The organism is Variovorax sp. DAIF25, from assembly GCF_050711835.1.
In the GTDB taxonomy this organism is placed as follows: Bacteria; Pseudomonadota; Gammaproteobacteria; order Burkholderiales; family Burkholderiaceae_C; genus Variovorax.
Window position 1 is genome coordinate 1,170,612 of record NZ_CP136637.1, and the last position, 14,942, is coordinate 1,185,553.

The 14,942-nt window shown below is 68.7% G+C and carries 15 protein-coding genes; 6 read left to right on the forward strand and 9 right to left on the reverse strand.

Annotated elements, in window-relative coordinates; translation table 11 throughout:
- The first annotated feature begins 80 nt into the window (after positions 1–80).
- From R0232_RS39640 to R0232_RS39655, 4 genes are all read left to right on the forward strand, one after another.
- A complete protein-coding gene (locus R0232_RS39640) occupies positions 81–1,757 on the forward strand; it encodes an MFS transporter (RefSeq protein ID WP_431514602.1) in 1,677 nt (558 codons plus the stop codon).
- Between the two features lie 76 nt (positions 1,758–1,833).
- A complete protein-coding gene (locus R0232_RS39645; protein WP_208508635.1) occupies positions 1,834–2,754 on the forward strand; it encodes a LysR family transcriptional regulator in 921 nt (306 codons plus the stop codon).
- A gap of 44 nt (positions 2,755–2,798) precedes the next feature.
- Positions 2,799–3,698 (forward strand): dihydrodipicolinate synthase family protein, encoded by a 900-nt coding sequence (locus R0232_RS39650; protein WP_296740904.1) that lies wholly within the window; start codon positions 2,799–2,801, stop codon positions 3,696–3,698.
- A gap of 217 nt (positions 3,699–3,915) precedes the next feature.
- Entirely contained in the window at positions 3,916–4,425 is a 510-nt protein-coding gene (locus R0232_RS39655) for a TetR/AcrR family transcriptional regulator (RefSeq protein WP_431514603.1), read from the forward strand.
- 14 nt (positions 4,426–4,439) lie between these two features.
- On the opposite strand, the gene R0232_RS39660 is transcribed toward R0232_RS39655, so the two are convergent.
- From R0232_RS39660 to R0232_RS39685, 6 genes are all read right to left on the reverse strand, one after another.
- Positions 4,440–4,883, reverse strand: coding sequence for a lipocalin-like domain-containing protein (locus R0232_RS39660; RefSeq protein WP_431514604.1), 444 nt, complete (start codon positions 4,881–4,883; stop codon positions 4,440–4,442).
- 57 nt (positions 4,884–4,940) lie between these two features.
- Positions 4,941–6,344 carry an MFS transporter gene (locus tag R0232_RS39665; protein ID WP_431514605.1) on the reverse strand — a complete coding sequence of 468 codons (1,404 nt, stop codon included), beginning with the start codon at positions 6,342–6,344 and terminating at the stop codon, positions 4,941–4,943.
- Positions 6,345–6,385: 41 nt separating this feature from the next.
- Positions 6,386–6,868 carry a VOC family protein gene (locus R0232_RS39670; protein ID WP_208508640.1) on the reverse strand — a complete coding sequence of 161 codons (483 nt, stop codon included), beginning with the start codon at positions 6,866–6,868 and terminating at the stop codon, positions 6,386–6,388.
- A gap of 27 nt (positions 6,869–6,895) precedes the next feature.
- Positions 6,896–7,924 (reverse strand): zinc-dependent alcohol dehydrogenase, encoded by a 1,029-nt coding sequence (locus R0232_RS39675; RefSeq protein ID WP_431514606.1) that lies wholly within the window; start codon positions 7,922–7,924, stop codon positions 6,896–6,898.
- Positions 7,925–7,941: 17 nt separating this feature from the next.
- Positions 7,942–8,817 (reverse strand): fumarylacetoacetate hydrolase family protein, encoded by an 876-nt coding sequence (locus tag R0232_RS39680; RefSeq protein ID WP_431514607.1) that lies wholly within the window; start codon positions 8,815–8,817, stop codon positions 7,942–7,944.
- Positions 8,818–8,953: 136 nt separating this feature from the next.
- Positions 8,954–9,691 (reverse strand): SDR family NAD(P)-dependent oxidoreductase, encoded by a 738-nt coding sequence (locus tag R0232_RS39685; protein WP_431514608.1) that lies wholly within the window; start codon positions 9,689–9,691, stop codon positions 8,954–8,956.
- Positions 9,692–9,977: 286 nt separating this feature from the next.
- On the opposite strand from R0232_RS39685, the gene R0232_RS39690 reads away from it, so the two are divergent.
- Entirely contained in the window at positions 9,978–10,766 is a 789-nt protein-coding gene (locus tag R0232_RS39690; RefSeq protein ID WP_431514609.1) for an SDR family NAD(P)-dependent oxidoreductase, read from the forward strand.
- 44 nt (positions 10,767–10,810) lie between these two features.
- Positions 10,811–12,007 (forward strand): porin, encoded by a 1,197-nt coding sequence (locus tag R0232_RS39695; RefSeq protein ID WP_431514610.1) that lies wholly within the window; start codon positions 10,811–10,813, stop codon positions 12,005–12,007.
- A 61-nt stretch (positions 12,008–12,068) separates the two neighbouring features.
- Here R0232_RS39695 and R0232_RS39700 read toward each other — a convergent pair whose 3' ends face one another.
- The 3 genes from R0232_RS39700 to R0232_RS39710 form a co-directional block, all read right to left on the reverse strand.
- On the reverse strand, positions 12,069–12,749 hold the full coding sequence (locus R0232_RS39700) for a class I SAM-dependent methyltransferase (RefSeq protein ID WP_431514611.1): 681 nt from the start codon (positions 12,747–12,749) through the stop codon (positions 12,069–12,071).
- 34 nt (positions 12,750–12,783) lie between these two features.
- A complete protein-coding gene (locus R0232_RS39705) occupies positions 12,784–13,539 on the reverse strand; it encodes an SDR family oxidoreductase (RefSeq protein ID WP_431514612.1) in 756 nt (251 codons plus the stop codon).
- 292 nt (positions 13,540–13,831) lie between these two features.
- Positions 13,832–14,818, reverse strand: coding sequence for a GlxA family transcriptional regulator (locus tag R0232_RS39710; RefSeq protein WP_431514613.1), 987 nt, complete (start codon positions 14,816–14,818; stop codon positions 13,832–13,834).
- Between the last annotated feature and the right edge of the window lie 124 nt (positions 14,819–14,942).

Consider the following 14,942-nt stretch of genomic DNA (forward strand, 5'->3'; position numbering starts at 1 on the left):
CGGCCACGCCACGTGGCCGGCCAGGGAGGAGCCCCACCGGGCGGCCTCCTCCCTTCAGAACCACAAGACAGGAGACAAGCATGGACATCCCCGCAACCCTGACGGGTGCGACGCATCGCGCGGAAGGCAGGAAGGTCATCGTGGCCTCTTCCGTGGGTGCCGTCATCGAGTACTACGACTTCTTCCTCTACGGCTCGCTCGCGACAATCATCGCGAAGCAGTTCTTCTCGGCGCTCGACCCCTCGGCCGCCTTCATCTTCGCGCTGCTCGCCTTCGCGGCGGGCTTCATCGTGCGGCCGCTCGGCGCCGTGCTGTTCGGGCGCCTGGGCGACATGATCGGGCGCAAGTACACCTTCATGATCACGCTGCTGCTGATCGGCATCTCGACCTTCTCGGTCGGCTTCCTGCCCAACTACGCCACCATCGGCGTGGCCGCGCCGATCATCCTGATCGTGCTGCGGCTGTGCCAGGGGCTGGCGCTCGGCGGCGAGTACGGCGGTGCCGCCACCTACGTGGCCGAGCACTCGCCGCCGCACAAGCGTGGCGCCAGCACGGCATGGATCCAGACCACCGCGACGCTCGGCTTCCTGCTGTCGCTGGTCGTGATCCTCGGCGTGCGCAGCACCATGTCGCCCGAGCAGTTCGATGCCTGGGGCTGGCGCATCCCCTTCATCATCTCGCTGGGCCTGCTCGTGCTCTCGGTCTACATCCGGGTCTCGATGAAGGAGTCGCCGGTGTTCCTCAAGCTCAAGGCCGGCAACGGCATCAGCAAGGCGCCGGTGCGCGAGGCCTTCGGCGAATGGAAGAACCTGCGCATCGTGCTGATCTGCCTGTTCGGCCTGTGCGCCGGGCAATCGATCGTCTGGTACACCTCGCAGTTCTACGCGCTGTTCTTCCTCACGCAGATCCTCAAGGTGGATCCGATCTACGCGAACACGCTGTTCGCCACCTCGCTGGTGCTGAGCATGCCGCTGTTCATCTTCTTCGGCGCGCTGTCGGACCGCATCGGCCGCAAGTGGCTGATCATGATCGGCATCCTGGTGGCGGCCCTGTCCTACGGCCCGCTGTTCAAGGCGCTCACGCACTACGCGAACCCGGCGCTGGAGCGGGCCCAACAGAGCGCCTCGATCGTGCTGACGGCCGACCCGCGCGAATGCTCGTTCCAGGGCAACCCGATCGCGCGCGATGTCGACTTCCGGACCTCCTGCGACATCGCCAAGCGCGTGCTGGCGCAGAGCGCGGCTAGCTACGAGGTCAAGGACGCGGCCGCCGGCGAACTGGCGACCGTGACCGTCGGCGACCGCGCCATCGCCTCGGTGCAGGGACGGCTGGTCGCGAACGGCAATGCCTTCGAGCCCGCCAGCAAGGCCGAGATCGACGGCTTCCGCGCGCGGATCGGCGCCGCGCTCCAGGGCGCGGGCTATCCCACGACGGCCGACCGCGCGGGCATCGACTCGCCGATGGTCGTGCTGATCCTGCTGGTCTTCATGGGCTTCGTGGCCATCACCTACGGGCCGCTCGCGGCGCTGCTGGTGGAGATGTTCCCCGCGCGCATCCGCTACACCTCGATGTCGCTGCCCTATCACATCGGCGCCGGCTGGTTCGGCGGGCTGCTGCCGACCATCTCCTTCGCGCTCGTGGCCGAGCACGGGAACATCTATGCCGGCCTCGCCTATCCGGTCGCGGGCGCGCTCATGACCTTCGTGATCGGCGCGATCTGGCTGCGCGACACCAAGGAGACCCGGGCCGCGGCCTGAACCGCAAGCTTGCACCGATGGCGCCCGGGCCCACGCTGGACTAATGTCTTCGCTCCCTCGTTCAGCCTTCAACGCCATGGCCACCAAGCACCTGCCCCTGGATCAACTCGGATGGGACCACCTGCGCGCATTGCTCGAAGTCGCGCGCGGCGGTGCGCTCGCGCCCGCCGCGCGCAAGCTCGGCGTCGACCAGTCGACCATCAGCCGCCGCCTCGCGCAGGTGGAGTACAGCTCGGGCGGCACGCTGTTCCGGCGCGACCGCAAGGGCATCGTCCTGACCCCGTTCGGGCGGGAAGTGTTCACGAGGGTGGAGAAGATGGAAACGGCCTTGCACGAGATCCAGGGACTGACCGCCGACCGCTTCGGGCAGAACGCCGGCACCGTCTCCATCGCAACGATGGAGGGCGTGGGCGCGATGCTGATCTCGCGCGCGGTCAGGAAGCTGCACGAGCGCTTCGCGGCGATCGAGATCCAGCTCGCCACCACCTCGAACTATGTGGACATCGCGCGCCGCGAGTCGGACATCTTCGTGAGCTTCTTCGAGCCGCCGCCGAAGTCGCTGCACACGCAGAAGGTGGCCGACGTGCATTTCCATCTCTATGCCAGCGCCTCCTATCTGGCGGGCCGCGAGATCGCGCGGCCCGAGGACCTGGCGCAGGACTTCTTCATCGGCTACATCGACGACCCGATCTACCTGCCCTCGGCGCGCTGGCTCGAGGAGTTCGTCGATGCGCCGCGCATCGGCTTTCGCGCGACCAGCATGTTCTCGCAGCTGTTCGCGGCGCAGGAGGGCCTGGGCGTGGTGCTGCTGCCTTCGTATGCCGAGGCCGAGTCCTTCGGGCTGATCCGGCTGCTGCCCGATCGCTCCGCGCGCGTGCCGCTGTTCATCAGCGTGCAGTACGACCTGCAGTACCTGCCCCACATCCGGGCCGTCTTCGACCTGCTCGCGCAGCTCATGGCCGAGAAGCTCGCGGCGCAGCAGCCGGCGACGGCCTGACACACATCGCCTTCTTTCCATCCACCCTTTGCTCATTCATTTCCATGAACAAGAAAATCCTCGGCATCGTTTCCTATCCCATCACGGCCTTCGACGAGCGCAGCGGCGCCGTCGACATCGAGACCAGCCGCCGCGTGGTCGAGCGGCTGGTGCTCTCGGGTTCGCATGCCATCGCACCGCTCGGCAGCACAGGCGAAAGCGCCTACCTGTCCGACGAGGAGTGGGACGCCGTGGCCGAGGCGTCGATCGCGCAGGTGGCGAAGCGCCTGCCGGTGATCGTCGGTATCTCGGACCTCACGACCCGCAACGCGGTGCGCAAGGCCCGGTTCGCCGAAGCAGCGGGCGCCGACGCGGTCATGGTGCTGCCCGTGTCCTACTGGAAGCTCGGCGAGGCCGAGATCTTCCGCCACTACCAGAGCATCGCCGACGCGATCGGCCTGCCGGTCATGCTCTACAACAACCCCGCGACCAGCGGCGTCGACATGCAGCCCGAGCTGATCGTGCGGATCGTGCGGGACATCGCGAACGTCACCATGGTCAAGGAGAGCACGGGCGACATCCAGCGCATGCACCGCATCCGGCAGCTGTCGAACGGCGAGATCCCCTTCTTCAACGGCAGCAATCCGCTCGCGCTCGAGGCCTTCGCGGCCGGTGCCGTGGGCTGGTGCACGGCGGCGCCCAACATCATTCCGAGCTGGCCCGTCGCGCTTTACGACGCCTGCCTGTCGGGCGACATGGAGGCGGCCCGCACGATCTTCTACGGGCAGCTCGAGGTGCTGCAGTTCATCCTCAAGGGCGGGCTGCCGACGACCGTGAAGGCGGGGCTGCGGCTGCGGGGGTTCGAGGCGGGGGTGCCACGGCTGCCGCTGCAAGGGCTCGACGAAGCATCGACCGGGCAACTGCAGCGGCTGCTCAGGGAGCTGGATTCGCGAACGATCGCCTAGCCCGGGCCACGCGGAGCCCGGCCCGGCCGGTCCTATAAAGTTCAGCAGAATACGAGGCGTCGCCAGCCTTCGCCGGGCTGGCGAGCCTCCTTGCTTTCTTACAGTGGATCGGTCAATGCGCAAAGAAAAACCAGGGTCTCCTCCTGCGGCGGAAGAGGCCGCACCGCCCGAATCGGTCATGGGGCGTCCCCGCTCGCCCGAAGTCAGCGAAGGCATCATGCGGACCGCCCTCGAGCTGCTGGCGGAAAAGGGATTCTCGGGGCTCACGGTCAACGAGATCTGCGCCCGCTCGGGCGTTTCGCGCGCGAGCTTCTATCGCCGCTGGGCCAGCCCCGCGGATGCCGTGGCCGAGGCGGTCAACCAGGCCTTCCACTTTCCGATGGATTTCTCGGCCAAGACGCCGGTCGACTACCTGCTCAAGTTCGCGCTCGCGCTCGAACATGCCTATGCGCAGCCGCTCGTGACGCCGGCGGTGGGTTTCCTGATCGCCGAGATCAAGGCCCATCCCGATGCCTTCGAACGCACCCAGCAAGCCGTGCGCGTGCGTCGGGAAGCCGTCGGCAAGGCGCTGGAAACCATGATCGAGCCGCTTCGCTGGGGCGATGGCCTGGACCTGGACCTCGTGCTCGTGATCCTGAGCGGACTGGCATCGAATGCCGCCGTGACCGGCAAGCCCTTGTCGCGCCGCGCCGTGAAGGCGGTGATCACGCGCCTCGTGGCAGCCTAGGCGTCTGCGCGGTTTCAGCCGGTGCGCCGGCGCCAGCGCAGTTCGGCGTGGCGGCCTTCGCTGGGCGAGGGGCGCAGCACCAGCAGCTCGTTCTCGAACGCATAGCCGCGTCTGAGGGTCGTGCCTTCCCAGTCGGGCACGAGGCTGCATTCGACATGGTGGTCGACGATGGCACTGAGCGCGTCCACCACGTACCGGCCGCTGTAGGCGATGTATCCGGTGAAGGCCTGCGCCAGCAGCCGCGGCTCGAGGTCCAGGCCGGCGATGCCTCGCGCGGTGCCCAGGCGCGGCCTGCCCGTGCGCATCAGCTGCGCGGCGACCGTTCCCTGCTCGGTGTAGATGCCGGTCCCGCGCGGCCGCAGCCCCAGCGGCTCGATCACCTGGCCGTCGGCCAGCGTCACGCGGTAGCTCAGCAGGTCCCAGGTGCCCACGAGCTTTCGTGCATCGTCGCATGCCATCGCGTCTCCCCTTTCCCGGTGAGCATCATCTCGAGCCACGGCCCCGCGCCCCGTCTCTCACGGCCCGACCCTGATCCGCGACAGACCCGCGAGGCCGAGCACCACCAGCCCGATCAGCGCGACGAAGCCGGCCTGCTGCGTCCCGAAATAGCTGGTCGCCAAGCCGACCAGGGCCGCTCCCAGCCACATGGTCACCGTGCCCGACAGGGCATAGAGCCCGAACCAGCCCGCCATGCGCTCGGGCGTTCCCAGCTGGGTCAACAGCACGCGGCTGGACGCATAGGTGCCGCACAGGCCCATGGCATTGATGCAGCTCACGAGCACGAAGAGGATCTCGGGCAGCGTCCTGAAGACCGGCCCGCTCCACAGGACTTCGGCCGCGTAGGCCTGATACAGGATCTTCCCGGGCCCGAAGCCCAGCAGCACGAGCTGGCATGCGATCACGATGACCAGTTCGATCTGGATGGCCCGCTTGGCGCCGAAGGCATTGTCCAGGCGCGTCGCCAGCAGGCCGCCCAGGGCGAGGAACGCGCTGACGACGATCGCGAAGGTCAGCATTTCCAGCACCTTCCATCCCATCACGCCGGCCGCGTAGACGCCGCTGAAGACGAGGATCGTCGTGACGCCGTCGGTATAGACCATGCGCGAGCCCAGGAACAGCGCCATGCGACGGTCCTGCCTGAGGTTCCTCAGCGTGCCGAGCAACTGGCCCCAGCTGGCGGAGATGCCTCCGCCTGCCTGGCCCTTGGGCGCATCCCTGGTCAGCAGGAACAGCGGAATCGCGCCGAGCGCGAAGATCAGCGCGACGATGGGCGCGGTGATGCGCTCCTGCTCGTGCAACGCCCTCGACAGGCCGAACAGCGGTGCATCGGGCAGGAAGGCCATGGAGATCTTGCCGGGGAGCGCGAAGGCCCACAGCGAGAACGCGAGCAGCACGACGGCGAGGCCGTTGCCCAGGGCCAGCCCCAGGCCCGAGGTGGCCGAGGCCTGCGCCGCGGGTGCCGCATGGGAAAGCAGCGAGTTGTGCAGCACCTCGCTGTAGTGGAACAGCACGCTGATGAACGCGAGGAGCACGCAGGTGACGGGCACCGACAGCCCCGAGCCGTCGGGCTTGACCCACCACAGGCAGGCGATCAGCAGCACCATCGCGGCCGTGACCGCCGCGAGCCAGGGCTTGCGCGCGCCGAAGCGGTCCACGTGGGCCCCGAGCAGCGGGCTGGTCAGGGCCGCGAACAGGCTGAAGATCGTGGCCAGCTTGGCCACCAGCGCCTGGCCGCTCACCGCATCGCCGATGACCACGGTCGCGAAGTAGGGGATGAAGATGTAGACCTTGATCAGGGTCACGTAGGGCGTTCGCACGCCCTCGTAGAGCGCCCAGGCCAGCGCGCCGGCCGGCAGTCGCGTGGAAGGCGTGTCGGTCGACCGGACCGCGTCCGGTGAAGCCGCTGGAATGTGGGCCATGGTCTGCTCCGGGAATGGGGTGAGCCGATGCGGGTGCTGAACTAGTAGCGCGGACCGCCGGCGGCGACGAGGGTGGCGTTGCGCGCGGCGATCTCCTCCGGCCGCCCCTCCAGGCTGATCGACTTGCGAAAGGGCTGCGCGACCTCGAGCCCCGTGGTCCAGTAGACCTCGAGCTGGTTGCCCTCGGGGTCGAGGAAATAGATGCCGATGGCGTTGCCGTGCGTCACCACGTACTGGACGCGCACGCCTTCCGCTTCGAAGACCCGCTGGTAGTGCTGCAGGGCCGCGGCGTCCTTGACGCGCCACGAGATCTGGTTGAGCAGCCGGACGTCGGCGGGTGCGGTCCGTCCGCGGGCCAGCACGAACTCGTGGTGTTCCACCTCCGGTCGCGACGACAGGAAGACCAGTCCGAGTTCGGGATCCTCGTCGGTGACGCGCAGCCCGAGCACCCGCTCGTAGAAATCGCGCATCCGGCCCAGGTCGTGGACATGCAGGCCGGCATGGCCCAATTCGGCAATTCGCATGGCATTCTTCTCCTGTGGGTTCGACAGTCAGAGGGAGGGCGCGATCAGCACCTTGAGCTCGGAGCCCTTCGGGTCGACCAGGGCGTCGAAGGCGCCGTCGGTCTGTGCCAGGGAGACGACCGAGGTGACGAGCAGGTGCGCGGGCACGCGCCCCGACGCGAGGTGCTCCAGCGCCTCGTCCATGTCCGCCCGCGTGCAGCTCGCGGCGCCGACGATCTCGACCTCCTTCTGCACCACCGCGTACTGCGAGATCGACACCGGCTTCATCGGCACGCCCTGCAACACGATGCGGCCGCTGTAGTCCACGAGGTTCACGGCCAGTCCCGCCGCGTCCACATGGCCCGCGCATTCGAACACCGCCACCGGCCGCCTTCCGCCCAGCGCCGCCATGACCGCTTCCAGCACGTTCTCCAGGCCCACGGCGCTGAATCCCAGCGCCGACAGGCGCGCGCGCCGGCCCGGATTGGGATCGACCAGCACCACGTTCGTGCTGCCGTTCGCGCGCAGCGCGCAGGCCGTCATCGCCCCGATCGGGCCGGCGCCGAGCACGCAGACCGGATCGTCGGGGCGCAGCGACGATTTCCTGACGCCATGGACGGCGATCGCCAGCGGCTCCGCGATGGCCGCCTGGTCGTAGCTCAGGGCATCGGGTATGCGATGCAGCAGGTCGGCCGGGACCACCAGGTTCTCGGCATAGCCGCCCTGGGCCACGCCATGGCCCAGCGCGGCGTCGAGATGATCGATGCACAGGTGCGAGCGGCCGCTGGTGCACATCGCGCAGACCCCGCACGGCGTGCCGTGATGGAGCGCGACGCGGTCGCCGGGGTGCCAGGCCCGGACTTGCTCGCCCGCCTCGACGACCTCGCCCACGATCTCGTGGCCGAGGATGCAGCCGGCCTTCCAGCGCGGGTTGGCGGCGTTGGCGCGCGCATGCAGGTCGGTGCCGCAGATGCCGCAGCGCTGGACCCGCACGCGCACGCTGTCGGGGCGCAAGGCGGCTTCGGGAATGTCGGTGACCACCATCTTGCGGTCTTCGGAAATCATGACGGCTTTCATGCGAATGGCTCCGTGGTTCATGGGCTGGAAAGGGATGCTCGTTCGCGGCCACCCGGTCCGGTCATCGGGTTGCGCAGCTCGCCCACGCCTTCGACCCAGGTGGTCAGCACATCGCCCGGCGCGAGGAAGCGAGGCGGGCGGCGGGTCGCGCCCACGCCCTGGGGCGTGCCCGTGAAGATCAGGTCGCCCGGATAGAGCGTGCAGTGGCGCGAGATGTATTCGATCAACGCCGGCACCGGAAAGATCAGATCGGAGGTGCGCGAGCACTGCATGCGCTCGCCGTTGACCGCGCACCCGAGCTCGAGGTCATCGGGATCGGCGAACTCGTCCACGCTCACGACCGCCGGGCCCAGTGGCCCGAAGCCCGCGAGCGACTTGGCCATCGAGAGTTGCGGCAGCGGCCCCTGTCTTTGCATGGTGCGCTCCGACAGGTCCTGCCCCGCCGTGAGCCCCGCGACGAAGGACCAGGCGTCGGCGCGCGCCACGTCGCGGGCTTCCCGGCCCATGACCACCACGAGCTCCACCTCCCAGTCGACCCGCTCCGTCGGCAATGCCACGGCATCGCAGGGCCCCGTGAGGCAGCTCGGGAACTTGGTGAAGATCACCGGCACCTCGGGCGGTGCGACGCCGGCTTCGGCGGCATGCGCCCGGTAGTTGGCACCCAGCGCGAACACCTGCCGCGGCCGCGGTACGGGGTTCTGCAGCTTGTCGGTTGCCAGCGGCAAGAAGCACGCGGCATCGAGCGTGGCGGCCCAGGTCTGCAAGGCGGGCCAATGCTCGAATGCCTGCTGCGGATCGTGGGAGAAGCGGCCCGACGAGGCCGTCTCCACGTCGACCCCGCGGCCACCGGCACGCAGCAGCGTCGCGCGTCCGTCTAGGTTGGCGATGCGCATCGGGAATCTCCCATCGGTGTCATGAAGAAAAAGGAAGGAGCCAGCCCGTTGCCGCCCCTGCACGGCACGAGCTTGCCGAGGCCCGTGCCCGCCGCGAAGCCCGCAGGGCGCACCGGCGATCGCAGCTGTCGGCTGGCTACCATGGCATCGAGATGCCGCCATTGGCGCGCATCGTCTGTCCGGAAACGAAGCCGGCGGCATCGCTGGCGAGATAGAGCACCTGCATGGCCACGTCGTCCGCGGAGCACAGCGTGCCGAGCGGCGACTTCGCGGCCCACCCGTCGAGGTAGCGCTGGCGCCCCTGCTCGTCGTCCTGGTAGCGGCGCAGCGACAGCGCGCTCGGAATGAAGCTCGGCGCCACGGTGTTGACGCGCACGCCGCGCGGTCCCACTTCGGCCGCGAGCACCTTGCTCAACATGGACACCGCGGCCTTGGACACCGAGTAGCTGGCAATGGTGGCCGGCGCGATATCGATGGCTTCCGAGGACATGTTGACGATGGCGCCGCGCCCCGCCGGCAGCATGCAGCGCAGCGCCGCCTGGCAGCCGTAGAGCACGCCCCTGAAGTGCACCGCGAACATCTGGTCGAAGGCTTCCTCCTCCAGTTCCGCGACGCGCTGCGAGCGGCCCGGGATGCCCGCGATGTTGCACATCACGTCGAGCCTGCCGAGGCGCCCGGCCGCGTCGTGCACCGCGGCATCGAAGGCCTTCCTGTCGCAGACGTCCAGCACGGCGGGTTCGCCGTCCACCGCGCGGGCGGTGGCCTGGGCCGCTTCCGGCGAGAGATCGGCACACACCACGCGGGCCCCGGCCTCTGACAGGGCCCTGCAGACGGCGCCGCCGATGGCGCCTCCCGCGCCGGTGACGAAAGCCACGCGGCCGTCCAGGCGCCACGACGGCGGCAACGAAGAGAAGGAAATGCCAACGGTTTCCAACACGATGTCCTTTGCAGGGAACCCGGGGAACAACGAGAAGCAGGTGTGGGTCGGCCACCGGCTCCAGTGCGTCGCATCGACGATAACTTACGAGTCAAACTGTATTGTTTGTTTTGCCAGAACGGGATGATCGATAACCCTATCATGGTATTCATCCATCTACTTTCGATTCATGTTGTCTTGTAATTCGCAAAACAAAGGATCTTCATCAACCCGTCCCAGATCAATGAACTTCTCCAACGCACTTTCCCTGGCGGACCGCACCGCCTTCGTGACCGGCGCGGGCGCCGGACTCGGCCGTTCCGTGGCAAGGCTGATGGCCGCCGCGGGTGCATGCGTGGTCTGCGCCGATATCGATGCCGATGCCGCCGAGGCCACGGCCGCCGAGATCAGGGCCACGGGCGCCACGGCCCACTCCCAGGGACTCGATGTCACCGACAGGGAGGCCGTGCGGGCGGCGGTGCGCGCCGCCCGCGCCCGCACCGGCAGACTGGACGCGATGTGCAACATCGCGGGCGTCCCCGGCGACGGCCAGCAGGTCGCCGACGTCGACGAGGCCTCCTTCGACCGCGTCTTCGCGGTGAATTTCAAGGGCGTGCTGTTCGGCAGCCAGGCGGCGCTGGAATGCATGACGGGCGCGAAGCGCGGCGCCATCGTCAACATGGCCTCGTCGGCCATCGATCTCGCCTTCCCGGGAAGCGCGAGCTATTCGGTCGCCAAGTCAGCGGTCGTGATGTTCACCAAGACCCTGGCCACCGAAGCCGGGCCGCTCGGCATCCGAGCCAACGTCGTGGCGCCGGGCTTCGTGCCGACGCGGCTTTCCATGCTGCGCAACGATGACGACGATGCGACGCGACAGGCCTATCTCGCGGCCTGGGCCCAACGCGCGCCGCTGCAGCGGGTCGGCGATGCGGACGACATCGCGCATCAGTTTCTCTACCTGGCCTCCGACGCCGCATCGTTCGTGACCGGGCAGATCCTGCGCGCCAACGGGGGAGCCACCATGCCCTGGTAGGCGCACCGAGAGAACCGCACGAGAACAACACCAGAGGAGACACGATGCATCGATTTCTTTTTGCGCTCTGCGCCCTGGGCGCCGCCGAGCTGGCCACGGCCCAATCGACCGTCACGATATTCGGTGTCGTCGACATGTCGATCAGCAGCTTTTCCAACAGCGAGCACGACCGCTTCGGTCAACGCACGACGACACGCCGGCTCGTCGCCCTGACGCAAGGCGGCCTCAACAAGAGCCGCCTGGGATTCCGCGGCACCGAGGATCTGGGCGGCGGACTGTCGGCCAGCTTCTGGCTTCAATCGGGCATCGTTCCCGACGATGGCTCCCGGGGTATCGGCGACTTCAGGGATCGCTCCACCGTGAGCCTGTCGGGCACCTTCGGCGAGTTCCGCCTGGGACGCGACTACACGCCGAGCTTCAACAGCGAGGCCATGGTCGATCCCTTCAACGAAACCGGCGCCGGCCTCAGCCTTCTGTCGGCGGCCAATGTCTTCGATCCCCTGGGCAAGGCCGGCGGCCTGGGCGGCAACGTCAACTACGTGCGGGGGAGCAACGCGATCAGCTACTTCCTGCCGCCCGATCTGTGGGGGCTCTACGGCCAGGTCATGCACACCCTCGGCGAGGACGACAACCCGCCGCCCGCCGCCAACCCCTGGAGCGTGCGCCCGCGCACGGACCGCTACTCGGGCATTCGCCTGGGCTATGCCGCCGGACCCTGGAACCTCTCGGGCGCGTACGGCCGCAGCAAGGTCGGCGACAGTTCTCGCGTCGACCGCAGCGAGCGGGTCCGCTTCTTCAACATCGCCGGCAGCTACGACTTCGCCACGCTCAAGTTGATGGCGGAGTATTCGAGGACCAGGGCTTCGGGCCAACGCGCCACGGCATCGGGCCCGGCCCCGCTCCCCGACACCGGCTTCCGCGGCTACCTGGTGGGACTCACCATGCCCCTGGGCGCCGGCATGCTGCGCGCCTCGTACGCACGCGTGCGCTACGACGAACTCCTCGTTCCCGGCACGCTGGCGGGCACCGCCAGGCCCCGGATCGACAAGTGGGCCATCGGCTATGTGCACAACCTGTCGCTGCGAACGGCGCTCTACGCGACGGTCTCGCGCCTGACGAACCGCGAAGGCCCCCGGTTGAACCTGGGAGGGCCGTCCTACGGCAGCGAGTCCAGCTCCGCATTCCCGCGCCAGCCCGGCGCATCGACGGGGTACGAGCTAGGCCTGCGGCACTGGTTCTAGGGTCTGTGCGTGGAGCTCGAGGTGCCAATGACGACCTCCGCGCGTGCATCTCGTCGATCACCTACGCGTAAGCCACCCACCCCCTGAACGTGAACCCCACATAGAAGAGCTGCACCCCACTGAACCCCGCCTCGCGCAGGATCGCCTCGTCCTGCGCCGGCGACAGGATCGCCAGTTCCTTCTGCACCTTCTCGCTCGTGGCCGCCGCCTGCTTCGGATCGGACCCCGATGACACGAGGAAGGCCGCGTAGCGTTTCATCCAGGTCTCGCGCTGGCCCTCGCCGTCCTCCACGCTGAGGTGCGCGACCACGAAGGGCGCGCCCGGCTTCAGGCGGCGGTGGATCTCGCGCGCCGTCGGCAGGCGCTGGTCGGGCGGCACGAAATGGAAGGTCAGCAGGCAGGTCGCGCCGTCGAAGGGGCCTTCGGGCGCGTCCTGCACATAGCCTTCGTGCAGGGCCACGCGCGACGTCAACGGGCCGAGCCGCTGGGCCGCGAGATCGAGCATCGGCGCGCTCGGGTCGACACCGTCGACGCGCCAACCGGGGTGGGCGAGCGCGAGGTCCTCGAGTTCGAGGCCGCCACCGGCGCCGACCACCAGCACGCGGCCCTCGGCCGGCACGCGCTCGGCCAGCAGGATGCGCGTCATCGGCAGCAGGCCGCTGTGGCCGGGCACGTTGCGCTTCGGGCCCTCCGCGTACTTGGCGACCGCGTCGGAACTGTTGAATGCACTGTGAGAGTTCATCCAACGATGATGGCATGGCGCCTTGGCGTGCGCTTCAGCAGGGGTTCAGCGCCGCGAAGACCGCTTCATAGCGGCCATCGCGCTCGGCCCAGCGGCGCGCGTGGTCGCGTTCGAGCATCAGCTCGCCATGCGGATGGTCGCCGCGCTCCAGCAGCCGCATCACCTCCGCCACGTAGGCGCCCACGGGCATGGCGCGCGGGTCCGAGGCCTGCGCGCTGCCCGTGAGTTCGGTCTGCACATAGGGCGGCGCGAGTTCGAGCACCTCGACCGGGACCGCGCGAAGCTGGTGGCGCAGCGACTGCAGCCACGAATGCAGGAAGGCCTTGCTCGCGCAGTAGACCGGGAAGTCCGCGCGCGGCACGAAGGCCAGGGCCGAGCCGGTCGCGATGAAGCTCGCGTTGGCCTGGCCCTTCAACTGCGGCAGGAACGCGGCCGCGGTGCGCAGCACGCCGAGGATGTTGGTCTGCACCATCGCTTCGGCATCGGTGGCGCTCCAGGCATCGGCGCGCATGTCTTCCGCGCGCGAGATGCCGGCATTGGCGATCAGCACGTTGAGCTCGGGAAAACGTTCGCGCACCTCCCGCGCGACGCGCGGCAGCGAAGCGGCATCGTCGAGGTCGAGCCGCAGGCCGAACAGGCCGGCTCGGCCGGCCGTGACCTCGTCGAGCAGGGCCTGGCGCCTGCCGGTGACGATGACGCGGTTGCCGCGCCGATGCAGGGCCTCGGCGAGCGCGCGGCCGATGCCGCTGGTGCCGCCCGTCACGAGGATGGTGTTGCCGGTGGTTTTCATGATGGCTGTCTTTCGATGGGTTGGGGTCATGGAGAAAGCCATGGCAACCCTCGCGACGCTCTTCGCGAACGGGCGCGAAAAGACCCTGTGCCGGCCGCGCGATGCGATGCAGCGCAGGAAGGCGAACAGGACGAACGAAAGGAAGAGGGAGGGCATACCGTGGCGTCTTTGCATCGAGATCTCCCTGCTGGGAACCACTCGACAAAGGACGCGTTGGATGACGGTAACGCCTACGGCAGCGCGCCGCCAAGGCGACTGCGGGCCGGATTGTCGACGCGCCGGCGCGCCGCCGTCAACCCCCGGGCGACGACGCGAGCCGCGTGCCGCCGAAGTTCGCGCGGTACTGCTGCGGCGTGACGCCCAGGCGGCGCAGGAACACCGCGCGCATGCGATGCGCGTCGTGGAAGCCGCAGGCGAAGGCCACGGTCTTCATCGGCGCCTGGCCGCTCTCGAGCATGACGCGCGCCGCATCGAGCCGCGCGCTCTCGACGAATTCGGCCGGCGTGAGCTTCGCGTCGCGCGCGAAGGTGCGCGCGAAGCTGCGCTCGCTCATGTGCGCGACCCGCGCCAGCACCGCCACCGTGAGCTCGTCGCCCAGGTGCGCCATCACGTACTGCTGCACCTGCGCGACCGGCGAGGCCGGCTCGAGCCGCGGCGTGAGGAAGGGACTGAACTGCGACTGCCCGCCCGCGCGCTGCGTGAAAACCACGAGCCGCCTGGCCACGTGCAGCGCCACCTCGTTGCCGTGGTGCTGCGCGAGCAGGTAGAGCGACAGGTCGATGCCGGCCGTGACGCCGGCCGAGGTGTAGAGCTTGCCGTCCTGGTTGAAGAGCCGGTTCGATTCGACGCGCGCGCTCGGGCACAGGCTGGCCAGCGCCGCCGCGTCGTTCCAGTGCGTGGTGACGGTGCGGCCATTCAGCAGGCCGGCACGCGCGAGGATGAAGGCGCCGCTGCAGATCGAACCGAAGCTCGCGGCCCGCGCGCTCGCGGCCTCGAGCCAGCGGTACAGCGCCGGATCGAAATGCTGCCGCACCAGCGCCGGGCCGCCGGCCACCAGCAGCAGGTCGAAGGCATCGTCGACCTCGGCATAGTGGCGATGCGCCTGCAGCGAGAGGCCGTTCGAGCATGGCATGGTGCCGTGCTCCACGCCGATGGTCTCGAGCCGGTAGTGGTCCTCGTCCGGCAGGAAGCGGTTGGCTTCCGAGAACACGTCCATCGGGCCGCTGACGTCGAGCGACTGGACGCCGGAGAAAACGAGCAGGGCGACGGTGCGGTGCATGGGGCGGGAGGTCGGACGGGCGATCGGTATCGGTCCGGGATTCTGGCGCACCCCGAGATCCGTGGCTTGAAAAACGCCGCGCCTCGTTCGTCTGGAAGACTTCGAGTGCCGCGGGCGGCATGCA

Bases quoted from the DNA above. Each gene is read 5' to 3' on its own strand.
- R0232_RS39690 (WP_431514609.1), top strand. From the start codon at position 9,978: ATGAACTTCTCCAACGCACTTTCCCTGGCGGACCGCACCGCCTTCGTG.
- R0232_RS39700 (WP_431514611.1), bottom strand. From the start codon at position 12,749: ATGAACTCTCACAGTGCATTCAACAGTTCCGACGCGGTCGCCAAGTAC.
- R0232_RS39650 (WP_296740904.1), top strand. From the start codon at position 2,799: ATGAACAAGAAAATCCTCGGCATCGTTTCCTATCCCATCACGGCCTTC.
- R0232_RS39670 (WP_208508640.1), bottom strand. From the start codon at position 6,868: ATGCGAATTGCCGAATTGGGCCATGCCGGCCTGCATGTCCACGACCTG.
- R0232_RS39680 (WP_431514607.1), bottom strand. From the start codon at position 8,817: ATGCGCATCGCCAACCTAGACGGACGCGCGACGCTGCTGCGTGCCGGT.
- R0232_RS39695 (WP_431514610.1), top strand. From the start codon at position 10,811: ATGCATCGATTTCTTTTTGCGCTCTGCGCCCTGGGCGCCGCCGAGCTG.
- R0232_RS39665 (WP_431514605.1), bottom strand. From the start codon at position 6,344: ATGGCCCACATTCCAGCGGCTTCACCGGACGCGGTCCGGTCGACCGAC.
- R0232_RS39655 (WP_431514603.1), top strand. From the start codon at position 3,916: ATGCGGACCGCCCTCGAGCTGCTGGCGGAAAAGGGATTCTCGGGGCTC.
- R0232_RS39710 (WP_431514613.1), bottom strand. From the start codon at position 14,818: ATGCACCGCACCGTCGCCCTGCTCGTTTTCTCCGGCGTCCAGTCGCTC.
- R0232_RS39705 (WP_431514612.1), bottom strand. From the start codon at position 13,539: ATGAAAACCACCGGCAACACCATCCTCGTGACGGGCGGCACCAGCGGC.
- R0232_RS39675 (WP_431514606.1), bottom strand. From the start codon at position 7,924: ATGAAAGCCGTCATGATTTCCGAAGACCGCAAGATGGTGGTCACCGAC.
- R0232_RS39645 (WP_208508635.1), top strand. From the start codon at position 1,834: ATGGCCACCAAGCACCTGCCCCTGGATCAACTCGGATGGGACCACCTG.
- R0232_RS39660 (WP_431514604.1), bottom strand. From the start codon at position 4,883: ATGGCATGCGACGATGCACGAAAGCTCGTGGGCACCTGGGACCTGCTG.
- R0232_RS39640 (WP_431514602.1), top strand. From the start codon at position 81: ATGGACATCCCCGCAACCCTGACGGGTGCGACGCATCGCGCGGAAGGC.